The 20005-nt window shown below is 31.4% G+C and carries 17 protein-coding genes and 1 pseudogene; 2 read left to right on the plus strand and 16 right to left on the minus strand.

Annotated elements, in window-relative coordinates; all coding sequences use genetic code 11:
• Together BUB34_RS13425 and BUB34_RS09535 are read left to right on the plus strand one after the other, a co-directional pair.
• Positions 1-229: pseudogene (locus BUB34_RS13425) on the plus strand (hypothetical protein); the annotation flags it as partial.
• Positions 230-698: 469 nt separating this feature from the next.
• Positions 699-1052 (plus strand): plasmid mobilization protein, encoded by a 354-nt coding sequence (locus tag BUB34_RS09535; RefSeq protein ID WP_073126794.1) that lies wholly within the window; start codon positions 699-701, stop codon positions 1050-1052.
• Positions 1053-1228: 176 nt separating this feature from the next.
• Here the strand turns inward: BUB34_RS09535 and BUB34_RS09540 are convergent, their stop codons facing one another.
• From BUB34_RS09540 to BUB34_RS13800, 16 genes are all read right to left on the minus strand, one after another.
• A complete protein-coding gene (locus BUB34_RS09540) occupies positions 1229-1771 on the minus strand; it encodes a Cap15 family cyclic dinucleotide receptor domain-containing protein (RefSeq protein ID WP_073126796.1) in 543 nt (180 codons plus the stop codon).
• Complete coding sequence (locus BUB34_RS09545) at positions 1761-2717, minus strand: nucleotidyltransferase domain-containing protein (protein ID WP_073126798.1); 957 nt, start codon at positions 2715-2717, stop codon at positions 1761-1763. Before BUB34_RS09545 ends, BUB34_RS09540 begins: the two co-directional genes overlap by 11 nt.
• A 62-nt stretch (positions 2718-2779) precedes the next feature.
• Entirely contained in the window at positions 2780-4828 is a 2049-nt protein-coding gene (gene brxL / locus BUB34_RS09550; protein ID WP_073126800.1) for a protease Lon-related BREX system protein BrxL, read from the minus strand.
• Positions 4829-4843: 15 nt separating this feature from the next.
• Positions 4844-7438, minus strand: a complete 2595-nt coding sequence (gene pglZ, locus BUB34_RS09555; RefSeq protein WP_073126802.1) for a BREX-1 system phosphatase PglZ type A — start codon at positions 7436-7438, stop codon at positions 4844-4846.
• Between the two features lie 14 nt (positions 7439-7452).
• On the minus strand, positions 7453-11007 hold the full coding sequence (gene pglX / locus BUB34_RS09560; RefSeq protein ID WP_073126804.1) for a BREX-1 system adenine-specific DNA-methyltransferase PglX: 3555 nt from the start codon (positions 11005-11007) through the stop codon (positions 7453-7455).
• 17 nt (positions 11008-11024) lie between these two features.
• Complete coding sequence (brxC, locus tag BUB34_RS09565) at positions 11025-14618, minus strand: BREX system P-loop protein BrxC (RefSeq protein WP_073126806.1); 3594 nt, start codon at positions 14616-14618, stop codon at positions 11025-11027.
• A gap of 19 nt (positions 14619-14637) precedes the next feature.
• A complete protein-coding gene (locus tag BUB34_RS09570) occupies positions 14638-15195 on the minus strand; it encodes a DUF1788 domain-containing protein (RefSeq protein ID WP_073126808.1) in 558 nt (185 codons plus the stop codon).
• A gap of 14 nt (positions 15196-15209) precedes the next feature.
• Positions 15210-15815 carry a DUF1819 family protein gene (locus BUB34_RS09575; RefSeq protein ID WP_073126810.1) on the minus strand — a complete coding sequence of 202 codons (606 nt, stop codon included), beginning with the start codon at positions 15813-15815 and terminating at the stop codon, positions 15210-15212.
• Positions 15816-15826: 11 nt separating this feature from the next.
• Positions 15827-16057, minus strand: a complete 231-nt coding sequence (locus BUB34_RS09580; protein WP_073126811.1) for a helix-turn-helix domain-containing protein — start codon at positions 16055-16057, stop codon at positions 15827-15829.
• 307 nt (positions 16058-16364) lie between these two features.
• Positions 16365-16502, minus strand: a complete 138-nt coding sequence (locus BUB34_RS13255) for a hypothetical protein (RefSeq protein ID WP_159430059.1) — start codon at positions 16500-16502, stop codon at positions 16365-16367.
• A 35-nt stretch (positions 16503-16537) separates the two neighbouring features.
• Entirely contained in the window at positions 16538-16708 is a 171-nt protein-coding gene (locus tag BUB34_RS13335; RefSeq protein ID WP_200787908.1) for a hypothetical protein, read from the minus strand.
• Positions 16709-16829: 121 nt separating this feature from the next.
• Positions 16830-18203 carry a hypothetical protein gene (locus tag BUB34_RS09585; RefSeq protein WP_073126813.1) on the minus strand — a complete coding sequence of 458 codons (1374 nt, stop codon included), beginning with the start codon at positions 18201-18203 and terminating at the stop codon, positions 16830-16832.
• 17 nt (positions 18204-18220) lie between these two features.
• Positions 18221-18667, minus strand: a complete 447-nt coding sequence (locus BUB34_RS09590; protein ID WP_073126815.1) for a hypothetical protein — start codon at positions 18665-18667, stop codon at positions 18221-18223.
• 41 nt (positions 18668-18708) lie between these two features.
• Positions 18709-18900, minus strand: coding sequence for a hypothetical protein (locus BUB34_RS12965; RefSeq protein WP_084120351.1), 192 nt, complete (start codon positions 18898-18900; stop codon positions 18709-18711).
• A 270-nt stretch (positions 18901-19170) separates the two neighbouring features.
• The gene (locus BUB34_RS09600; RefSeq protein ID WP_073126819.1) at positions 19171-19503 is read right to left on the minus strand and encodes a hypothetical protein; all 333 of its coding nucleotides are present in this window, start codon (positions 19501-19503) and stop codon (positions 19171-19173) included.
• Positions 19504-19522: 19 nt separating this feature from the next.
• A complete protein-coding gene (locus BUB34_RS13800) occupies positions 19523-19924 on the minus strand; it encodes a hypothetical protein (protein ID WP_073126821.1) in 402 nt (133 codons plus the stop codon).
• Between the last annotated feature and the right edge of the window lie 81 nt (positions 19925-20005).

Here is a 20005-nt window from a genome sequence, read left to right on the forward strand (position 1 = left end):
TTCAATTAGAACTAAGCGTAATTCTGAGGCAATAAACCCTGTTTTGCTTAATTATTATAAAAATAATATGAATGGTAAAAGCAAAAAAGTTGGACTAGTTGCCATTATGCATAAGCTAATGAACTATATTTTTTCTGTGCTACGCAACCAAAAACCATATGAAGTACGTAACCCTAAATTGCACTGTAAGATGTATCTAGAAAACAAAAGTCTACCTAATATAGCCTAACGGCTAATATGAACTATTTTTCCATATAAGCCATCAAAAATTCGTGTATATTTGATGGTTTATTTGCTATACGAAAAAACATAATTATAAAATATTTTTAAAAACTGTTGACTTTAACTAGCTGGTCTATATATAACAGTGAAAATATGACCATCTTGATTCGCTATTTTAAAAAGTTTTTGAAAAGGTTAAATAAAAAATGGACACAGAAAAAGCGGCTAATCCACGCTGACATTTCTTCCAAAGTGCGGTAATATTAGAATATAAATTAAATACTTAGCTTAATACCTGCTTTTAAAAACTTTAATGAGCAAGCACAGTAAGTGTACGGACACTTACGAGAAAATTGATGAAGCGAACCCTTTTAGGTTCGCTTCTTTTTATCCAATTTTCTACTTGTTCCTATCGGAATGATTTAGGGGACACCCCTAATACCCTGTTCAAAAATAAAAATAAAAGGAGGATTTATATGACAAATAGGTATAGAAATGAAAGAATTGAAATCAAATTAACCAAGGAAGAAAAAGAACTTTTTATGAAAAAGCTTGAACTCAGTAAATCAAAATCAATGGCTCATTTTATCAGAAAAAGTGTTCTTGAAGCTCCTATCTTTGTAATTGATATGGATGTTTTTAGAAGAATACAAACTCTAATAGGGAAGAATTCTAGTAACCTTAATCAGATTGCAAAGAGATTAAATATTACCGGAATAATCTATAGGGAAGATATTGAGGATTTGAAAAAGGAAAATGATGATATCTCAAGAGAATTGATAAAAATTCAAAATATGTTAACTAGAAAATATATAAATAAGGCTGAGTAAAATCGCAATTACAAAGATATATGAAGACCTTGAAAATCTTCATATAAAAAAAGAGTCTCTTATTGAGAAACTCAATCAGTCTCGTCAAGAGCAAGATATATTATATCAGTATAAGAAAAACTATGATAATTATTTGGAGAAAGAGGTCGAGAGGTAAAAATGCCCAACCTCTTTTTTTACTTTGATTTAAAATAAATATCTCCTTTAGTCTTACTAGTTGTCCAATATATTCCATGAAATTCATCCTTATTATCAACTAAAAGCTTGCTAGTACCATATTGAATTGGATTAATATCACTAAATTCATTCTTTGGATGGGTAATATAGGTATAGTATAGTACGAATTGATTGTTTTCTTCTATTAACTCACTTGTTATACTATTACTTGTAATTTCATTACTTTTTATTGAAATATTTATAGTAGTTAATGTTTGGGAAATCTCTATATCTACATTCTTAGTTCCTCGGGACCCATTAAATTCATATTTTATTATTCCATCATATTCTTTTTCTAATTTAGGTATTTTAATTAAAGGGTCTATTCTCCAAATGAATTTTTCATATACCAAAGTGAATATAGCACTATATCCTGCCGCCTCTGTAATTAGCTCCCAATTATCTAACAATGAACCTGATCCTTTTAAATATTTTAAAATTAGGAAGATAACACCGCAAACTATTGCTGATAACTTTAATAAGTAATTCATTTTAGATTTCATATTTATAAAAACCTTTCAACTCTTCAATAAATCCTTTATATATATCTCGTCTATCTAAAGAGTCATCGCATAATTTTTTTATATTATTTACCTCCATAAAATCAAGAAGACTAAATCTATTATCATATAGATATTTAACAATATCATCAAATACATAACAATAAGTAGAGTATTTGGTAAAATATTTATTAGGAATATTCCACAACAAACATTCTACTCCAAAAGAACTTGCTTTTTGAGCATATGAATATCCTAAATCTTTCATCTGATATCTTAATTCTTTCGCAACTCTTACCATTTTTTTAAAATAATAATTAGTATCATTGTTTTTTTCTACTCCATTTTTTATGTGTTGCTCTGGATAATTAATTATTTCTTGGCCATCATCAGCTTTTATTAAAATACCACCGATATAGTTTTCTTTATCAAATGTATAATCTTGCCTATAGTCTCTATGTCTCATTGATGGTACACTATCGGTATCCTTTCTGTATGAATTCCCATTAATTTTTATTGATTTATTTTTTCTTTCAACATCTTTGCCAAAGTAATTTCTTAATATATCTTCAACTTCATCTTTAAAACTTTTTATCCTGGGAGTTGCATTTGTAAATCCATAGTCTGCTCCAGATACATTTAATCTGTATGCAGGTCGAAATGTATCTTCCTGTACCACTGCAATATCAATATCACTATGTCCCCTTACATTGGTATTGTTTGCATAAGAACCTTGCAAAAATAATTTAATATCGTATCCTGTAGCACCACCAGTCATTCTAATTTCATAAGCAGTTGATGCACCGTATAAAGTGTCCATTTCGTTTTCCTTAAGCCCTAAATCTTTTAAGGCATTTGATACCATTCTTATAGCATTTTTACACTGATTTTCTTCAGTTTCACTAAGTGGCTTGGCATAGCTTCTTAATTGTTCTTCAGTAAAAATCATAAAGCTAAATCATCTCCTTTAAAATTTTTATAACAGTTAATTTACTACTGAAATGTATAGAATCACTCCACTCCCAAGGCTTTAAATACAGCATCCTCTGCACTTTGATAAGGGATTATCTGAAATGAACTCATAAGTTCTGCAGGAACTGTTCCAAAATCCACAAAAGACGTACTAGGTATTAGTACTTTCTTTGCTCCACTATCAAGAGCAACTTGAAGACTATCTGCAATTTCTGTAACCTTCATAATACTTCCACCAATACTTATTTCTCCAAGCACCGCTAGATTGCTTATAACAGGTTTTCCAAGTGCAATTGAGCATAATGCAATTAGAGTAGGAAGAGCCAACTCCCCTGTCATTCCTATACCCTGTAAATCTTGATAATTTATAATATAATCTTTTGTAGTTGTACTTATTGAAGCACTAATCCTATTACCATTGGCTTTTAGATAATTAAAGGCTGTATTACTTGCTTCCTTAGCTTCACGATTAGTCCCAAGTCCTGTTCTATCAAGTTTTCCATTACCAGGAAGCATTTGAGACTCCAATCTATAGCAACCAATCATTCCATTTCCTCCACTAGCAATTGTATAAACTTGTCCTGGATTTAGCATACCATCAGGAATTAGTTTATCAGCTCCCTGTTCAGGAACACCTACATATTTTTCCTCAAAAGTATCTAAATCTATATATGAGAAGTTCACATCATAAAATTCCATACCGCCTATTTTCTTTAGTTGCTCCTTCACTCTTCTTCTCATCTCAAGAGATAAACATAGTATTTCTTCAAGATCATCTTTTGTAAATTCACCATGTGGATATACAATTTTCAAATATCCATTAACCATTTTTCTAACTGCAATAGTATCTCTTTGATTGAGATTCTTGCCTAATCTAAAATGCTTGTCTAAGCTATCTCCATACTGATCCTTGCGAAGTTCCCTCAAGAATTCAGAAAGATAGTCAGTTATAAACCCATAATCATTTGTAAAATGCTCAGGTCTAAATTTAGGAATCTCCCAACCTGGAAGATAACAATGCATTCTATCAAGAAAAGCTGTATCTATTGCCATTTCCTCTGGAAATGGATCAAACAGGCTGGAAGTTTTCAAAAGTACATCTACACTTTGATTAATATTACCTACAAATACCATTGAAGCTGATGCGGCTTTTTCTTCTTTTCCCCTTGCAAAAGAGCCTGATGCCATATAGTCTTTCATAATCTGTATACCATCATTATCTTTGAATTTTATTCCTGCAACTTCATCAAATGCTACACAATCCCAAAGCCCTACAAGACCGATTGTCTTTCTTCCCATATTGTAAAACAAATTTGCAACAGTAGTCTGTCCTCCAGACACAAGAATACTATTAGGGGAAATCTCCTTATAAATATGAGATTTCCCTGTACTTCTGGGACCCAATTCACATAGATTAAAATTATTTTCCACAAGTGGAATTAATCTTGTAAGCAACAACCATTTTTCTCTTTCTTCAAATTCATCAGGCTCCATACCAATAGAACGAAGCATAACATCTATCCATTCTTCTTTTGTAAATTTGCTTCTACCTTCTTTAAGCTCTTTTATATCCACCTGTGGCATTTGAATAGGTGTAAGCCTTGTAATGCTAATAGGATTTTTGTTCTGCTCATTCTCATCATAATCATAATCAAGTTGAATCATACACCATATACCACCACAAAGAAGCCTATCATATCTTGTTGGATATTCTTCTGGTACTGGAATATCACTAAGTCCTAGGTTTGAAAACTCCGCTTCATACCTATTTTTTCTTATGTTTAGTTTTACTGTTACCTTATCTATAATGGAAAAGCTACCTTTTTCTCTTAATATAGAAAGTATTTTCTGAGCTTCATCAGGTCTAACAAAGTTATCCGAAAGAATCTTTTTAACTGTTCCTATACCCTTTTCAATAATTTCTTCATCATCACTACTACAATACTGCCCAAGCAAAAACTCAAGAACATATACAGGAACATTAGCCCCTTCTTTGATTTTTTTAGTCAAATCTTTTGCTACTATTTTTCCATCAAAATTTTCTCTAAGTTTTTGTTTTATTTCAGTTCTTGAACTTACATCTTCCATACCTAGTCACCCCCCTTAACTAAAGAAATCATATTCACCTGTGGCAAAGGGAATATCTATTACAAACTCAATCTTCTTTGGAAGAATCTGACCTGACTCTTCATAGATAACAAGGTTATAAGTCTTTTTATTATCATATTTTCCAGCTTTCAAGTTGAATGTTACATTAAATACTCTATCCTGCTCATTATCAGTATTCTTATCAGCTATAATACGGACTTCATCAGAAACTTTTTCTCCATATTCATCAATAAAATAAAGAAGGAAATTAGCGGCTTCTCTATTTACTGAAAGCATTTCACTTTGATAGAAAGACAGATTGAATATCATATTGCTTATTTTTCTTCCTGTTGAAAGAATATTAAGTTCCACAGGTTTAACATCATATTTACTCCTGTTTCTCTGATATTCTTTATTATCATTTCTTAAATGTCTGTATCTAATTAGTGGAACAACCATTTCCTGAAGTGAGATTCCTCCATGAACAAAGTTAATTCCTCCACCTTGTTTTTTAATACGGATATTATGTTTCGGTGCAAATCCTTTAAGCCCCGATCCTTCATCAACAAATTTTATAGGCATCAAGAAACTTGGATTAGCGGATTTGTCCATTATTGCATACCTTCTACCATAATCAACAACACCTTCAAAGCCTTCTTTAGATACCTTATCATCCTCAGTAAACTCTTCATAAGTATAGAGGAAACCATGATCTGAGGTAATCATTATATTTACAGCTGAAAACTCATGCACAAGAATTCTAACCAGATTCTTAATTTCATCTATAGCCTTATCACAGGCAGAGAAAACTCTAGAATCTGATGTATGGCTGGCTGCATCTATTTGATCATGATATATATAAACAACTTCCATACCTTTTACTTGAGCTTTTCTCTCTTCTCTCTTCATATGAATCAAATCGTCATATTTAAGCACTCTAGAATCCTTATTAGCCTTTTGTAAAACCTTTTCTCTATTAGGCATATCTGTTGATTCGCCATCAATAAGAACTTTGAGATTATTATTTCTAATTTCAGTTTGAAGCCCCTTATTAGGAAGCAATGCAGCCATTCCAAAAGGTGTAATAGTAGGGAATATCCCCGACATATCATCAATTTCTATCTTACATTGCATATCCTGTTTTAATTCTATAGAAAGCTCTTTTGCCACCTCATAACGCATTGCATCTGAAATAATTACATAGACTTTTGTCTTAGCATTTTTAATATTATTGTCATAGAAGTCAACCTGCTGTTTAATCTCAGAAATTTTTCCATACTCTTCAAACTCTCTACCGCTAACATTAGACCAGTTAGTAAGAAGTTTATCTAAAAACCAATGTTTATATATACCTTCAGCCTTATCTACAGTAAATTTAAACAAATCATCAAGCTTAATATTAGAACTTTCAAGACTTTTCTGATATGCCCTCTGAAATTTTCTATAATAGGTATCCATTAAATAAAATTTATCTGTATAGGATTTCCAAACTTCCTTCGCACTTGTCATATGGAATGATGCTTGGTTTTTATTATAGAAATCCTTCATTTTACCCATGTTATAAATACCTTCATAATATGAACTAAACTTTTCATACCAGGCTACAACTCTTCTTTTATCATATATATCTGAAATCTCTTCAGGATCTATGATATTATTTTTAATGTTTGTCATAAGCTTTATAAGTATAATTTCATCAACACATGGAAAAGCTTCGTTGCTCTCAAAATGAGCTATATCAAGATTCATCAGTCTTTCATCAAGTTGAATTTCTTTTTCTACATAACGGACAAGTTCATATATGCTCCTTTTCTCATTAGCATTTCTAAGCCAGTCCTCGACAAATTGAAAACAAAAAGCTTCATGTGGACTGGAAATAAAATTATCAAGTCCTATAAATGCTTCTTTATTTATATTTCTTGAAGCTGCAGTAAGCAGTATATGAATAGATAAATTTTCTAGGCTCTTTTCTTCACCTTGATAACCTGTTCCTTGTCCTACCATTCTCCAGAAAGTTTCATCTATTTCATAATTTATAAATTCCTGATAAATATCATTCTCATCATTTTCAATGCCTGCTTTCAAAACTTCTCTGATAATAAGTCCTGGCTGCATTTCACATCCTGCAATCTCACTCATAATAGCAAGTTCTAAATGTGCGGGATTTTCAATTCTACTTGCCTTTTTCTTTATAAGTTCTCTTCTTGCTTTAGCATTAAAGAACTTCTTATAAACTTTTATAGATTTTCTAATAGCAATGCTATCTGGTAAATTCATTTCGTCAATCTGTATAGATATAAGATCCGCCCTAAATTCCTCACTGTATCTCATAACATCATTTATCCAGTTATCTTCTTTTTTATTGAAAATAAGAGGGCAGTATACAAGAAAGTCTGACTCCTGGTCATCAAAGGATAGTAGTTTTTTTACTCTGAACTTATTATTTTCAGACATTTTTATTGTTTTTACATCTGGAATTTCAAGATTATCAATTTCATCTTCAAATTCTCTATCCCTATCCATCCAAAAGATAATTCTCCTATTATAAAATTCAGGATAAGGTTCCTTGAATCTTTTCTGTAAATCTTTTAAAATTTCTTCTAAGTCCAAACCTGCCACCTCCTCTATTTAATCTTGGACAGTACATCCTTAAATATTTTATAATTTTCTTTTACACCGTCATCTAGGTCTATTTCTATATAGGAATCTGCTATATGCTGGACTTTCTCTTCAAATTGTTGAGACTCAATAATTTTCTTTTTAAGTACATCTGCACGCTTTTGAAGTTCTATTTTTTGACTACCACTTGACTCTGCAATTCTATCTTCTATTCTTGTAAGCTCTTGCTTATACCTATCTTGTACTTCAAAAACATAGTTAATTCTTATTTTTGCAAACATATCCTTATCGTATCTATGGAGGTAAAATAATCCTCTACAAGCAGAATTTCTACCTGAGTCATATTGCCAGTAAATAGGAAGTTTTTGATACATCTTGCAATGGTCCTTATAGAAATCATTTAGGAAGTAATTTCTTATTCTTTCCCTACTACTATCGCTCTTCTTACCCTTCAGCTCTGAAGCTATAAAATCAAGGTTTTCATTTAGATGTTCTTCTCCAAATGTAATTTTTAAGAATTCAACAAATAACTCTACAATATCATCTTCAAAATACTCTTGATCTGTTATTGGAAGGATGCCATCTTCAACTGCTCTGAAACTAGTATATTTTGATGAATCAAACTCTCCACCAGCAAATACAAGTCCTTCTTCATCTAGAGAATATCTTCCCATGGCACAACCAATAAAGTAGGATAAGAAATTCTTCACCACATCTTCACGAGTCATTACATACTTGTTGCCTTTTATTTCTTCATCTATATCTTTTTTACTGTCGAAGATTTTTGCAACAGTAATATCTCTATCTGATACTTCAGGAGTAAGTTCATCTTTAAGATTATATATTCCTATAAATATACGATTAAGTTCTTCCTCATTTTCTTTAAGTTTTGCAAATCTTTGATTTACTTCACCTTTATAACTCTCATAAGCAGTTTCGACTCTGCCATCCACCTTATTTGAAAGTAATGGAGACTTTTCAAAGTCCCATGAAGTCTCATGCATATCCCAATCAAGTTTTGAAAGATATATACACTTGGCAACTTTTTCAATTACAATATTTTCTAATTTTTTATCTATAATTACAGGAAAATTTTTAAAATCACCAACTTGTAAATTAATAGTTGGATTCAACATCTTGAAAATATAGTTTGATATAGATGTTCCCATCAAGCCTAATATATATTTTAAATTAGCTTTTCCGTTATAAAAAGCTGACATCCCTGAGACATCATGAATTCCCCCAGGTGTTCTGTATCTTATGCTAAACCCACCTGAAGTAATAAGTCCCCATGTAATAGCTTCTTTAAAATAATATCCTGTGTTTTGTGGGCGTGACCTCAACTTACCTTTACTATCTTTAAAATTTTTAATTTCAACCCCATCATTTTCCCAGTTCACAATATAATCATAATTTCCATACCATTGTCTTCTTTGACCACCTTTATTATATGGTATCCATTTTTTCTTGCTCTCAATTAAATCTTCTGCATTCTTTGAGTCAAATTTACATTTTTCCTGAGTTACTTCATGCCATAATCTTAAAAATCTATTATTATCGGCTGTTGCTAAACCCTGTTTTACGTCTAACATTTCTTCCATCAAAGTTCCAATTTCAAAATCTTTAATTATATTGGCACTCGCCCAATAGGCTATTGGAATTCCAGGGATATTTTTGAAGTTATTTTGTGATATAAAATATCTTTCATTACCCGATAAAAACATATTTTCTTTAGTATCCTGTGAATTAGCTTCTATGAGTCTTATATAGGTCCCCTTATAGTTTGAAACATACTTATTTCTAAATACAAAAGATGTAGTCTGTACAACCTCACCAGATATTTCTTCAAAAGCTCTTGGTCCTAAATGTGCCATATTCACTATATCTATATTTTGTATTTTTTTTCTTAATTTCTCAAAACTTGAAAGAAACATCCAAGAATGCTGTGTAATCATTGCTTGAAATTTATTGTTTTTAGTCATTTCTTTGCATGACTCCATAAATACAGCAAATAAATCTGATTTACTATCCTTATAATTTTTATTTACATATTTTGATAATTTAGGATTCATTCCTGAACTTCCCATATAAGGTGGATTAGTTACAACCACATCATATTTACTAGATAAAACTTCTGCCTGTTCTACAAGTGGCAGTAAATGTTCTAATGCCAGTAAACCATACATATTTATACTCATATCTTTTCTGATTTCATTAAACCTGCTATAAATAGCTTCAAAATTAACTGGATTTACTACTGTAATAGAGCCATATTCTTTTGCATCGGTCATATCTTCTATAATGGAGTCTATATCCTTCTTTAAATCATTATCTCCATTTGCAAAATATTCAATAACGTTTTTCCCATTCTCTGTTTTAAAAAAGTTACTCTCCTCTATTGCATATATCTTAGGCTGAGGAATATTTCTTCTGCTTAAAAATCTTCTATCATACTGTCTTGCCTTCATCATTAAAGAAAAATATGCCAGTTGTCTTGCCCTTTCATCTATATCTAAACCGTAAATGTTATTTTCCAATATAGAGCTTACTGCATCCCTTCTCTTGTAACCATAAGATTCATAAATTTGTATAAGAACATCAAAAAGATAAGCTCCAATATGCCCTGAACCTATAGCTGGATCAATACATTTTATATCTTCTGGCTTAATTTCTTCATATTCTTTTCTTATTTTAGATAATTGCTCTTCAACTTCTTTTTCCTGCTCTGCTTCTTCTATATAATATTTCCAATTCTCTTTCAATTCATCATCAGGATGTCCTTCAATCCATAGTCTCCCTAATGAATTTTCAACCATATATCTTACAATCCAATCAGGAGTAAAAAGCTGTGTTGCTGCTGGAATATCTTCCTTTTGAATTTTTTCACTTTTTGGTCTACTAAACACCTCATCTTTAGGTTCCGTATTATAATACTGATAAAGCCATCCTATTATCTGAACTTGTTCTTTCCAGTCTTCCTCAGGTATTTCACTTATCATTACATCTATTACAGAATCATCTCTTAAAAGTCCATCTGGGAGAAGAAGCTCTGTGTAGTCATTAAGCTTTTGAAACATACCTGGAAGAACTTCGTTTAAAGCATTACATTGAGTAATAAATAAATAATTAAAAAGTTCCTCTTCCTTGTTGCCAGCATTATAAAGTTCTAGAACCTTTGACTTATCAAGCCCTGCTAAATCAATATGTATAGCTTCTGACAGAATCTGAGGTTCAAACTCATTATTTTCTGAAGTGAAAACTCTTATATGGCTAGGTATATATCCATTTACTTCCATAAATCTTATGGCAATAAAACGGTTAAACCATGTATAAGCAACCTCTTCTATAGTTTCATCAAAGCCATCTTTATCTATTTTTTCAATTAATATTCTTCTTGCTTTTTTATCATCAGAAGTCAGGACCTGCCCATTAAGAGCAGTATCCATCTCCTTCATTTCTTTATCTTTTTCTATTCCATATATCTTTGCTTTCTTAGTAACTTTTTCGATAAGTTCTCTTCTTGCCCAGATTGCAAAGTTTTTTATCGCTGTTTTATTCATATCCTACCTTTCCTTTCTTAATTTATTTCTATACCATCACAATCTCCTAAGAGTGTCATAAGATTTTTTTCAATAGTCTCTAGATACTCTCTTATGTCGCTTTCACTTTCCAGAGTTCTTGCAGGGAATATTGATTGCCTATAGAATTTCTTAATATGCTTTTTCTTTTCAGGCTCAGGTGATACTTCAGTTTCTTTTACAGTATCATTTTCTCCACTTTGCTTTCCTTCTTCATCATTACGTCTTCTTTCAGCTTCGGCATTACTTTTTTCAATAGAAATTATATCTTTGACTGCCTGATCCTTTTCAGACCAAAGACTAGGAATAAATCCATCAAGAATTCTAAGACTTTCTGTTTCAGCAATTTCCTTTTTCTTTTGTGTATAAAAATCATCAGTTTTCTTAATTATATTGCCGATAATCCTATCATTTTTATCTCCCCTATGGATTTCTTCCATACATTGTCTTACAATTTCAAGGATTTCTTCACGTTTGCCATAAAGAAGCCTATTATGTCCTTCTCTCACTACCTTCATATAATCATTAAGTTTTGGAACATCCCTATAATCAAAATCGTCTTTTTTAGGATTGATATTGACTATAAGTCTAATTTTATTAAGTGCATCGTTTACTTCACTTTCATTTTGAAGGTAATCAAGGTCTGAACGAAGCAAACTTTCCAGTCTTGTTGCTTCATCAAATGTATCTACTTGTGACTTAAAGAAGTCTTCAATAGATTCCATATCTTCCTGCATATCTTCAAGCTCATCTTCCATATCAATAAGCTTGTTTACAAGGGCAATATTATCTGTCTTTGCATAAAGAAGATCTGATACAGTAGCCTTTGCTTCAATTATTTTCTTTTTATCAGGATAGTTATTGCCCTCATATTTATTAAGTAATTCATCATAATGGTCTTCTAGGTTTTCAAATTTAGAAATAATAAAATCTACAAGTCCATCATCATCTTCTGGCACATCCATAAGGTCAAAGAAATCTCTTAAAAAGTCTCTTGCCTCTTTTATCTTTTGAATACTTATCATTTCACGTTTTTGAATCTTTGTTTTCCCTATTTCACTTCTCTTATATAAAAGTTCTGGAAGCCTCTCATCATCTGTTCTTATGGTTTCTCCACCGTATTTAACAATTACTTTTTGTTCATAGATTAATCTTGCAACTACAGCTGCAACATCTCTTTCTCGCCATCCATAAGGAATAGATGTGAATCTTTTCTGAACATCTGCCATATTGGTAGGAAGGTGTTGCTGGTTTTGAGCTATTAGGTAGGTTTCAATCTCAGTTGCTGCCTTTCTGTTGGACTCTAGTCCTAGCATTATACCATCATCTTCTCTTCCATCAAGAATCTTATAAATATCTTCATCTGAATCTGCATTTTTTGTAATCAAGTCAAGTTTATTATATACATTAGAAACTAGATACTCTAATGCTTCATCAATTTTAGCTTGTGGTGTTCCAGCTTTTACTGTAGTCCTATCTCCATTTATATAAAACTTTGCTTTCATAAAAGCCTCTTTAAGTTCCACTAAGGCATCCTCTTTAAAATGCTCAGCATCGTCTTGTTTACTTCTTATAATATCTTGCATTGATTTTGGAAGTTGTGGGATATTCTTCTTTCTTGCAAACTTATCTATTTTCATAGCATTTTCTATGAAGTTGTAGTATTCCGTATCCTCAAGTACCACAAGAACCTTGTTCTGAGATTCAGTCATCAGTCTAAGTTCCTGTTTATCTATTACGCTTGTTGCAATAGTAAGGATCTCTAGTTCCATTCCTCCAACTGGATTACCATAATTTACACCATCTACTTTTTTATCAAATTCAAAGTCATATTTCTTTTCATAACGGAATTTTTTTGTTGTATATATATTCCCAAAAATCATTTCAGAAATTTTTCTTGTAATCTCGCTTGGATCTACATATTCATCTCTGATTTCTCTTTCTACATCTTGCTCTGCATCAGTAAGAAAATTATATGTATCTCCTGTTCTGGCAATATAGTTCTGGCGAATGAGCCTGTCTAATGATTTTTGAATCTTGTTTCTTTCATCAATCTTATCCACTCTTATATCTTCAGCCATCATAATTATAATATTATCAAGATTTGCAGGTATATCTTCCACATACCTAATCATGTAAAGAAGCTTCAAGACATTAACATCTATAGGTTCAAGACCCTTATCATCTCTTGCTGCTCTTTCTGCTCTTTCTATTACTCTTCTAATTGAACTATCAAGAAAAGTATGAACTGTGTCATAAAACATCCAAAAAGGAATTATTGCATACTCATCCCTATCCTGAACCCTTTGTGTAGCTTCCTGAAAGCCAGAAAGCATAGATCTTTCTCCACCTGATAAATGCTTTCCTGCATTACCATGTTTTCTAATTTCAGAAAATACCTTCTGCATAAGGATAAACTGATATGGCACAAAGGGAAAGTTTACAGAGAATTCTCCTGGTCCTTCAAAACCTCTTATATCTCCAACTGCTTCTCTAAATTTAAAGAGATTGTCCATAACACTTTTCTGTTTGTCATAAACATCTTCAAGATAGGCTTTGGACTCATTATTTTTCTTTAGAATTCTCTTTTGAATAACCTCATCTGCTGATGATGAAGAAAGTGAAAGCCTTGTCTTGAATCTTGCCTGGATTCTTGAAAATTCGTCTGCCCTTGTTCTAATTATTTCATCTAGAGCTTCTTGCCCAGTACACATTACCCAGACTTTTCCCATACATTCAGAGCCTATCTTTTCAACTAAAGATTGAAGATTAAGGAGCATATCAGTATCAGCACCTACATACTGTCCCACCTCATCAATCATGAAAAGAAGCCTATAATTATCTGGCTTACTATCAACATACTCTTTGATTTCAGACACAAGCTGTGCTATTGAAATATCAATTTCTTCAGAGGAGTCAAACCAGTTTCTCGCTGCTGTTTCACTCATACCAAGAACTTGCATAAGTGTTTCAACTACTTCATCTTCACAGAAGTCAAATACATCTCTTGAATCTATCCATGAATCACCATTTTTCTCTTCAAAAACACGTCTAAATTCTTCTGTTTTTCCTCTCCTATCAACATATTGTTCAAGTTTTGCAACTTTAAGATTTTCACCATAAAATCCAAGGTGTTTATAAAACATCTTGGCAAATACCCTTAAAACTGCTGTCTTGTTTTTTTCCATAGGCCCTTCTATATCAATATTAAATAGAATTGTTTCTGTAGGAGCCTGCGTTGATTTATCAATCAACATAAATGTTGCTAAATCATCCGTAAATTTTTCTCTGAATCTCTCTACAGTCTTAGTTCCATTTACTTCTTTATTTTCTAAAATGTATGAAAGGATTTTCAAGAAGTGAGATTTACCGCTTCCAAAGAATCCAGAAATCCATACACCTGTATCAGCAGTCGGTCTATCAAAAGAATCTGAATAGTAATTAAAAAAACTTATAAAGTGTTTCTTAAGTTCCCTTGTAATAACATATTCTGAAAGTTCCTGCTCTATTATACCTTCCGTATCTTGATCAACTTTGATAACACCATTTATCTCTCTATTGATGTCATCATAAAACATATTTTGTATTCTCAATTATATTCCCTCCCACTTCCTAAATTATATTAAATGCCCTATAGTACTCATTTGGTGTAAATTCATTAAATAATATTACCGATCTGCCATTAAAACTTCCTGGATAAAGAACAACTATAGGAATGTCATCAAATCCTGTCTGTAATTCTTCTAAAAGAGAATGAACTCTCATAAAGGGATATACCTCTCCTACTCCTGTAAGTAGAAGAACATCTCCTTTCTCATGTGGCTCATACTGCATTTTTTCTGCAAAAGCTTTTGTTGTTGAAAACTTTAATATCCTATCTTTAAGGTAGTCGCTTCCTTTTTTTTCTTCCATATCTGGAATCTTCTTAATAATATTTTTTTCCTCACATATTTCCAAAAACACATGATAAAGATTATGACAAATAAGATTACATTCCAGGGAATTATCCTTTTCAAGTTGTTTTGTAAAATGCCTTACTGCCATTTCATCCTTAGGTTCATAGCAGAACATTCTTATATTAACTTCATTGCTCAGTCCTTTCCCTGTTAGAAAGTCTTGATCTTGAATTAAGTTTCTTAATCTATCTAGTTTTTCGTTTATATTGCTCACTCTGCTACACTCCTTTATTCAAAATAATTGAAAGCTGGAAGACAAGTTGCATCTCCATTTTCAATTATTTTATCTTTTAATTTATAGTCTAAAAGCACTTCATTAAGACTCTTAGAATTCGTTTTATCTATGTATCCGTTTTCTTTTAAAAGACTTCCTAATACAGACTTAAGCTTGTTAATTGTTGAGTCACTCCAACTTGCTACAGTATCATTCTGTTCTTGAAGTCTAGTGAAAAATACATTTAGATCCATTCTGCTATAGGAAAAATTACAGGTTCTGTATTTCTCTCCAATAACAGTAATCATAAACTCCCATATAAGTCTTGAATCTTTCATCATTGCATATAGACATACTTGTCTTGAAATATCTAAAGGTCTATTTATAATCCAGGATACGAGTTCTTCATCTCCAAGTGCATTTAACCTTTTTATACAAGCTCTTGCTCTCATTTTAAGGCTTCTTTCAGTAGGATATTGATATAGATTTTCTTTAAATATTTTTTCTATAGCTTCTTCTTCACTTAATCCTTCCTCAAGTAACTTTGCAGTTATTTTCATTTCATAATACATAAAAGGTTCTCTTGTAAGGGAAGCTATATATGGTGTCTTACTATCCATAAAGTACCTCCTTATTTATCTTCATTTTCATGCTTTCTTTTTTTAGGGCTATAAGAAACTATATCTTCTATGCTGCATTCAAAGTAATCACAAATGCGGGCTAGAATTTCCATATTTACTGTCTCATTCTTACCTAGTTTTGCTACTGTGGTAGGACTCAATTCAACAGCTTTCTGGAACTCTGTCTTATTCATCTCTTCATCAATTAGAATCTTCCAAAGTTTATTGTAGCTGAATCCCATATACATCCTCCTTATTTATTTTCTATATATAATACTTCTATATGTTTGCGTAAATTATATCCATATTTAATTATATCATAATTATAGTTTTTTGAGTTATAAACTTAAATTCTTTGTTACATAGTTTTATAACCTTCTAAGACTATCAAGTCTAGCTCTAAAGATTAATACATAGACTGATGTTTCATTTACTACTAACACCCTCCATTCTAACCTAATACGGTAATCCACCGTTTCAGCTTTTATATTATATGAAAAGAAAGTACTTTCCTTTTTCTCCCCCTAATATCAATATAACTCTATCAATCTAACTAATATCTATATAGTTAGGTTGTCTTTTTGACAAGTCTAGACTTTTCCTTTTTGCCATTCTAGAATTATCAAAATCACCATTCTTGACTTGTCCGTTTGACAAGTCTGAAAGTATAAATACAAAAATCAGCAAGTTTTTTAATCCTGCTGATTCTCATCTACTATAATCTATTTTCTTGTATCTCCACTAACTAGGTCAACCACCACTGAAACATTGAAATACTTTTTTAGCACTTTTCGCTTGCTATTTTGGTCATCTTCTTCAAAAGCAAAATAGTCATGAAAGAGCTTGAATCTCAGGATTTCTACATAATTTCCCTTTGTATCAACGCAATGCACTCCACATGGCTCGAGAGGATAGTAAGTACGTCAAATACCCTTGGTCGTTCATGGGAATATGTCGATAGCACTTTTGTAAGTTTTTATGTTTGCGGGAATATGTCTACCTTCTGCCCAATATTTATTCATAATCCCAACTATCAATTTCCCTTGCACCTTTTAGTATAATATATGGATAATCTGCTGTAGCAAAAATTTCATCATTTAGTCTGAAACTCACTTCATCGCTGATACTTATCGTTTCACCTAAGAACTTTTCTTTAAGTACCTTATTCAAATCAAGAAGATTTCTTATGTCTCCATTTGATTGCCCTATAATAAACAACAAGTAAAACATAAACATTGCTTTTTTATTAGTGCCTTTTGGATTTAGTATGATTTCCTCATCAAAACTTTTAAAATGCTCTTTTACAAACCTCTTTAACCCTCGAATTGTAATTGCAGATGATTGCAATATTTCTTCCATATATTTTTTTATAAGACTTATAGTTTTCTCATCTGGCTCACTAATACACTGCAAGTAACTTTGAAACAAAGGATAATTTGTAGCATAAGCCAACTGATATTGCAGTGTAGTATCAGTCATATCTTTTGGCATCATAGCAGTAAATCTATTTCCTACCTCAATCTCTATAAAGCTATCCTTCAAATTATTAACAAAACCTTCAAACGTATCAAATTTAAACTGAATCCTTTTTGCATCTAATGTGAGGTTTTGAAAAAGCACATTGTTTTTACATTCATCTATAACTGAGTTGCATATTCTTATGTTATATATCGCCATACCAAATAAACTTACCAGTACATTGACAGAATTATCTTTTCCAACGTATGCCAATAGCGTATGACTACCAAAATCCATCGTCTTGTTAATTAAATCATATACTTCTCTATTGCTTACAATTGTGACCAAGTCATTCCCAGTTCCATTTGTTATAAATTGAATTATTGGTTCAAAAGAATTTATTTTATTATTCACTTCATTATTTAAACAATACCATTCAAAAGCTATTTTAGCTACCATTCTATACATAGCTTGACTAAAAAACACAGGCAAATCTATCTTTACTATTTTATCAATTTCTATTTGATTTATATCAACTACATTTATATTCGTATCATTCGCCGCTTTTATTTTTCTTATTTCATCAATCTGTCCAATTAAATATTTCCCATCCACACTGCGCATTTTTTTATTACTGCCAAATAATTCTGTTTCTGATGAAATTTTAGTAGCATATTCTACACCTGCAACTTTAATCTTCACTTCATATGATGAATATCTTTTACTCTTACTAGACTTTATATCAAGCTCGTTTGTTATTATGGCTAATTTGCTGATAACCTCATCTTCAAACAAATCACTGAATTTATTGTTATGCTCCACCCGACATACGTTTGGATTAATTATTTTTGCATTAGTTAATGCATCTGGTATTATATCGGATTTTGACAAATCCTTACTTTCACCACAATAAATACATCCTTTTTCCATGTAGCCTCCTAAATAAATTACTTTTCATATTCTTCCTTAATAAAATCACCACTAAACACAAATAAGTCATTAATGGGAATGTATTTCCTTATATAGTCTGTTAAATTTGTATTCCCAACAGATACTTCCCCACAAAGTGAGCCTTTGAAGATATGTTTTTTATTCTCTGTATCCGTAATTTGCATTTCCCAGTCCCCTACATCTGTTGCATAGCAAAGCAGCTGTCCGCCTTCACAGTATTGGGAAAATAGATTTAATATTTCATCAGTTGTTATCTTCTTAATATTAAACTGCTTTTTTCTGCCGATTTCATATTTCCCAAAACCACCAGCATAGTTATAACCTGTAAACCATACTCGCCCTGTTGATGATATAGTCAGATGTTGCTCCACTTCATCTGTAGAGGAAGGCTCAGGACCATAACAGATATTATTAGATATAATCCTTATTTTTTGTATATCCATTTTGCCACTCCTCGCTAAATTACAAATTGAAACTTGTAATACTATTTTTCAATAACTTTCTGTAAATATGCTAAAATTATATCCATTGCAGTTATGAGTCTTGAAAAACGTGTATATGTTCCACTACCTTCTTTAGCATTGTTAAACCCCGTTGTACTTTTATTTTTGATTGAAGTAATTTGTACAACTGCTTTTTCTAATTCCTCTTTTGAGTATTGAGTTTCTTGATTCATTAATAATGATTTAGAAATGTATAAAGCTTTAATCCTATTTTTAGATAGAGAGAATGAAGGTGAACCTTTCTCTAATTTAGGTTGTACCTTTTCGCAATTAACTATTGATGATTCAATTATTTTTAAGGTATCTTTAATCTGTTGCTCTGTAAATGAATGGATAACATTAACCTCCTAAATTATAATTTGACCTGTCTATTTCTCTAAAATTAATATTCATATTTCACATCTAATTTCCTATTAACAACTCTTTATATAAATGCATAGTGTTTACTTAAGTTTTATAGTAAGAATTGAATGATAGTCAGATTCTGTATAACTTTCACATTCAATTACAACCTCATCGTTACTATTAATGCGATACTCTTCTATACCTACAAATTTTGTATTACGGGTAGTTGAGAATGTAATTATTTTTCCATTACCAACGTCTACTGATAACTGCATAACCATTCCATTATCGCCACCAGCCCAACGCCAACTTTTAATCACTCCCGTGTATGTTTCTTGATATGCATCGCCTAAGGACTTCTCTTCTTTTTTACACCCTGCCAATGATACTAACAATAAAAACACGCAAAATATATATATCAACCTTTTCATAAAAATCACTCCAGAACTCTTATTTATTGTCCTTAATCCATCTTAGCAAATATGGTCTATCGTTATTTGCCCCAGGTTTTTCAAACCACTCAGAGCAAAGATAATATTCCTCTCCATAAATATTTAGGATTGGCTTTGCCATATACCTAACTGGACGTGTAGCATACTGTGATTTCTTTACTAATAGTGGATATTGCAAGTCAAAGTTTTCTTTTGAGTATTCTTTGGTTTGCATTAAAGTAATAATTTCTGCCGGGATTCGACCGCTTTCCAAAATTGGTGGTAAAGCAGTTCTTGCAATTTCAGCTACCTTTAGATTTTCATAGCCTTTAAATAAGTCTTTCAGTAAAAATATTTCAGCATCCATAAGATTTTCTGCTTCTTTAATTGCTATCTCCAGTAATTCATTTACATCAATCATGTTAATTCTCCTTAACAATCATAATAACAACATTGTTGACATTATTATATAACTTCCAATCTTTAGAAGTCAAACTATTCA

It is taken from the genome of Asaccharospora irregularis DSM 2635, assembly GCF_900129815.1.
Classification (GTDB): Bacteria; Bacillota; Clostridia; order Peptostreptococcales; family Peptostreptococcaceae; genus Asaccharospora; species Asaccharospora irregularis.

What these genes read in the sequence shown, in the direction of transcription:
- pglX (WP_073126804.1), bottom strand. Translation starts at nt 11,007, where the DNA reads ATGAATAAAACAGCGATAAAAAACTTTGCAATCTGGGCAAGAAGAGAA.
- BUB34_RS09535 (WP_073126794.1), top strand. Translation starts at nt 699, where the DNA reads ATGACAAATAGGTATAGAAATGAAAGAATTGAAATCAAATTAACCAAG.
- BUB34_RS09580 (WP_073126811.1), bottom strand. Translation starts at nt 16,057, where the DNA reads ATGGGATTCAGCTACAATAAACTTTGGAAGATTCTAATTGATGAAGAG.
- BUB34_RS12965 (WP_084120351.1), bottom strand. Translation starts at nt 18,900, where the DNA reads ATGAATCAAGAAACTCAATACTCAAAAGAGGAATTAGAAAAAGCAGTT.
- BUB34_RS13800 (WP_073126821.1), bottom strand. Translation starts at nt 19,924, where the DNA reads ATGATTGATGTAAATGAATTACTGGAGATAGCAATTAAAGAAGCAGAA.
- BUB34_RS09540 (WP_073126796.1), bottom strand. Translation starts at nt 1,771, where the DNA reads ATGAAATCTAAAATGAATTACTTATTAAAGTTATCAGCAATAGTTTGC.
- BUB34_RS09575 (WP_073126810.1), bottom strand. Translation starts at nt 15,815, where the DNA reads ATGGATAGTAAGACACCATATATAGCTTCCCTTACAAGAGAACCTTTT.
- BUB34_RS09600 (WP_073126819.1), bottom strand. Translation starts at nt 19,503, where the DNA reads ATGAAAAGGTTGATATATATATTTTGCGTGTTTTTATTGTTAGTATCA.
- brxL (WP_073126800.1), bottom strand. Translation starts at nt 4,828, where the DNA reads ATGGAAGATGTAAGTTCAAGAACTGAAATAAAACAAAAACTTAGAGAA.
- BUB34_RS09590 (WP_073126815.1), bottom strand. Translation starts at nt 18,667, where the DNA reads ATGGATATACAAAAAATAAGGATTATATCTAATAATATCTGTTATGGT.
- BUB34_RS09585 (WP_073126813.1), bottom strand. Translation starts at nt 18,203, where the DNA reads ATGGAAAAAGGATGTATTTATTGTGGTGAAAGTAAGGATTTGTCAAAA.
- BUB34_RS09545 (WP_073126798.1), bottom strand. Translation starts at nt 2,717, where the DNA reads ATGATTTTTACTGAAGAACAATTAAGAAGCTATGCCAAGCCACTTAGT.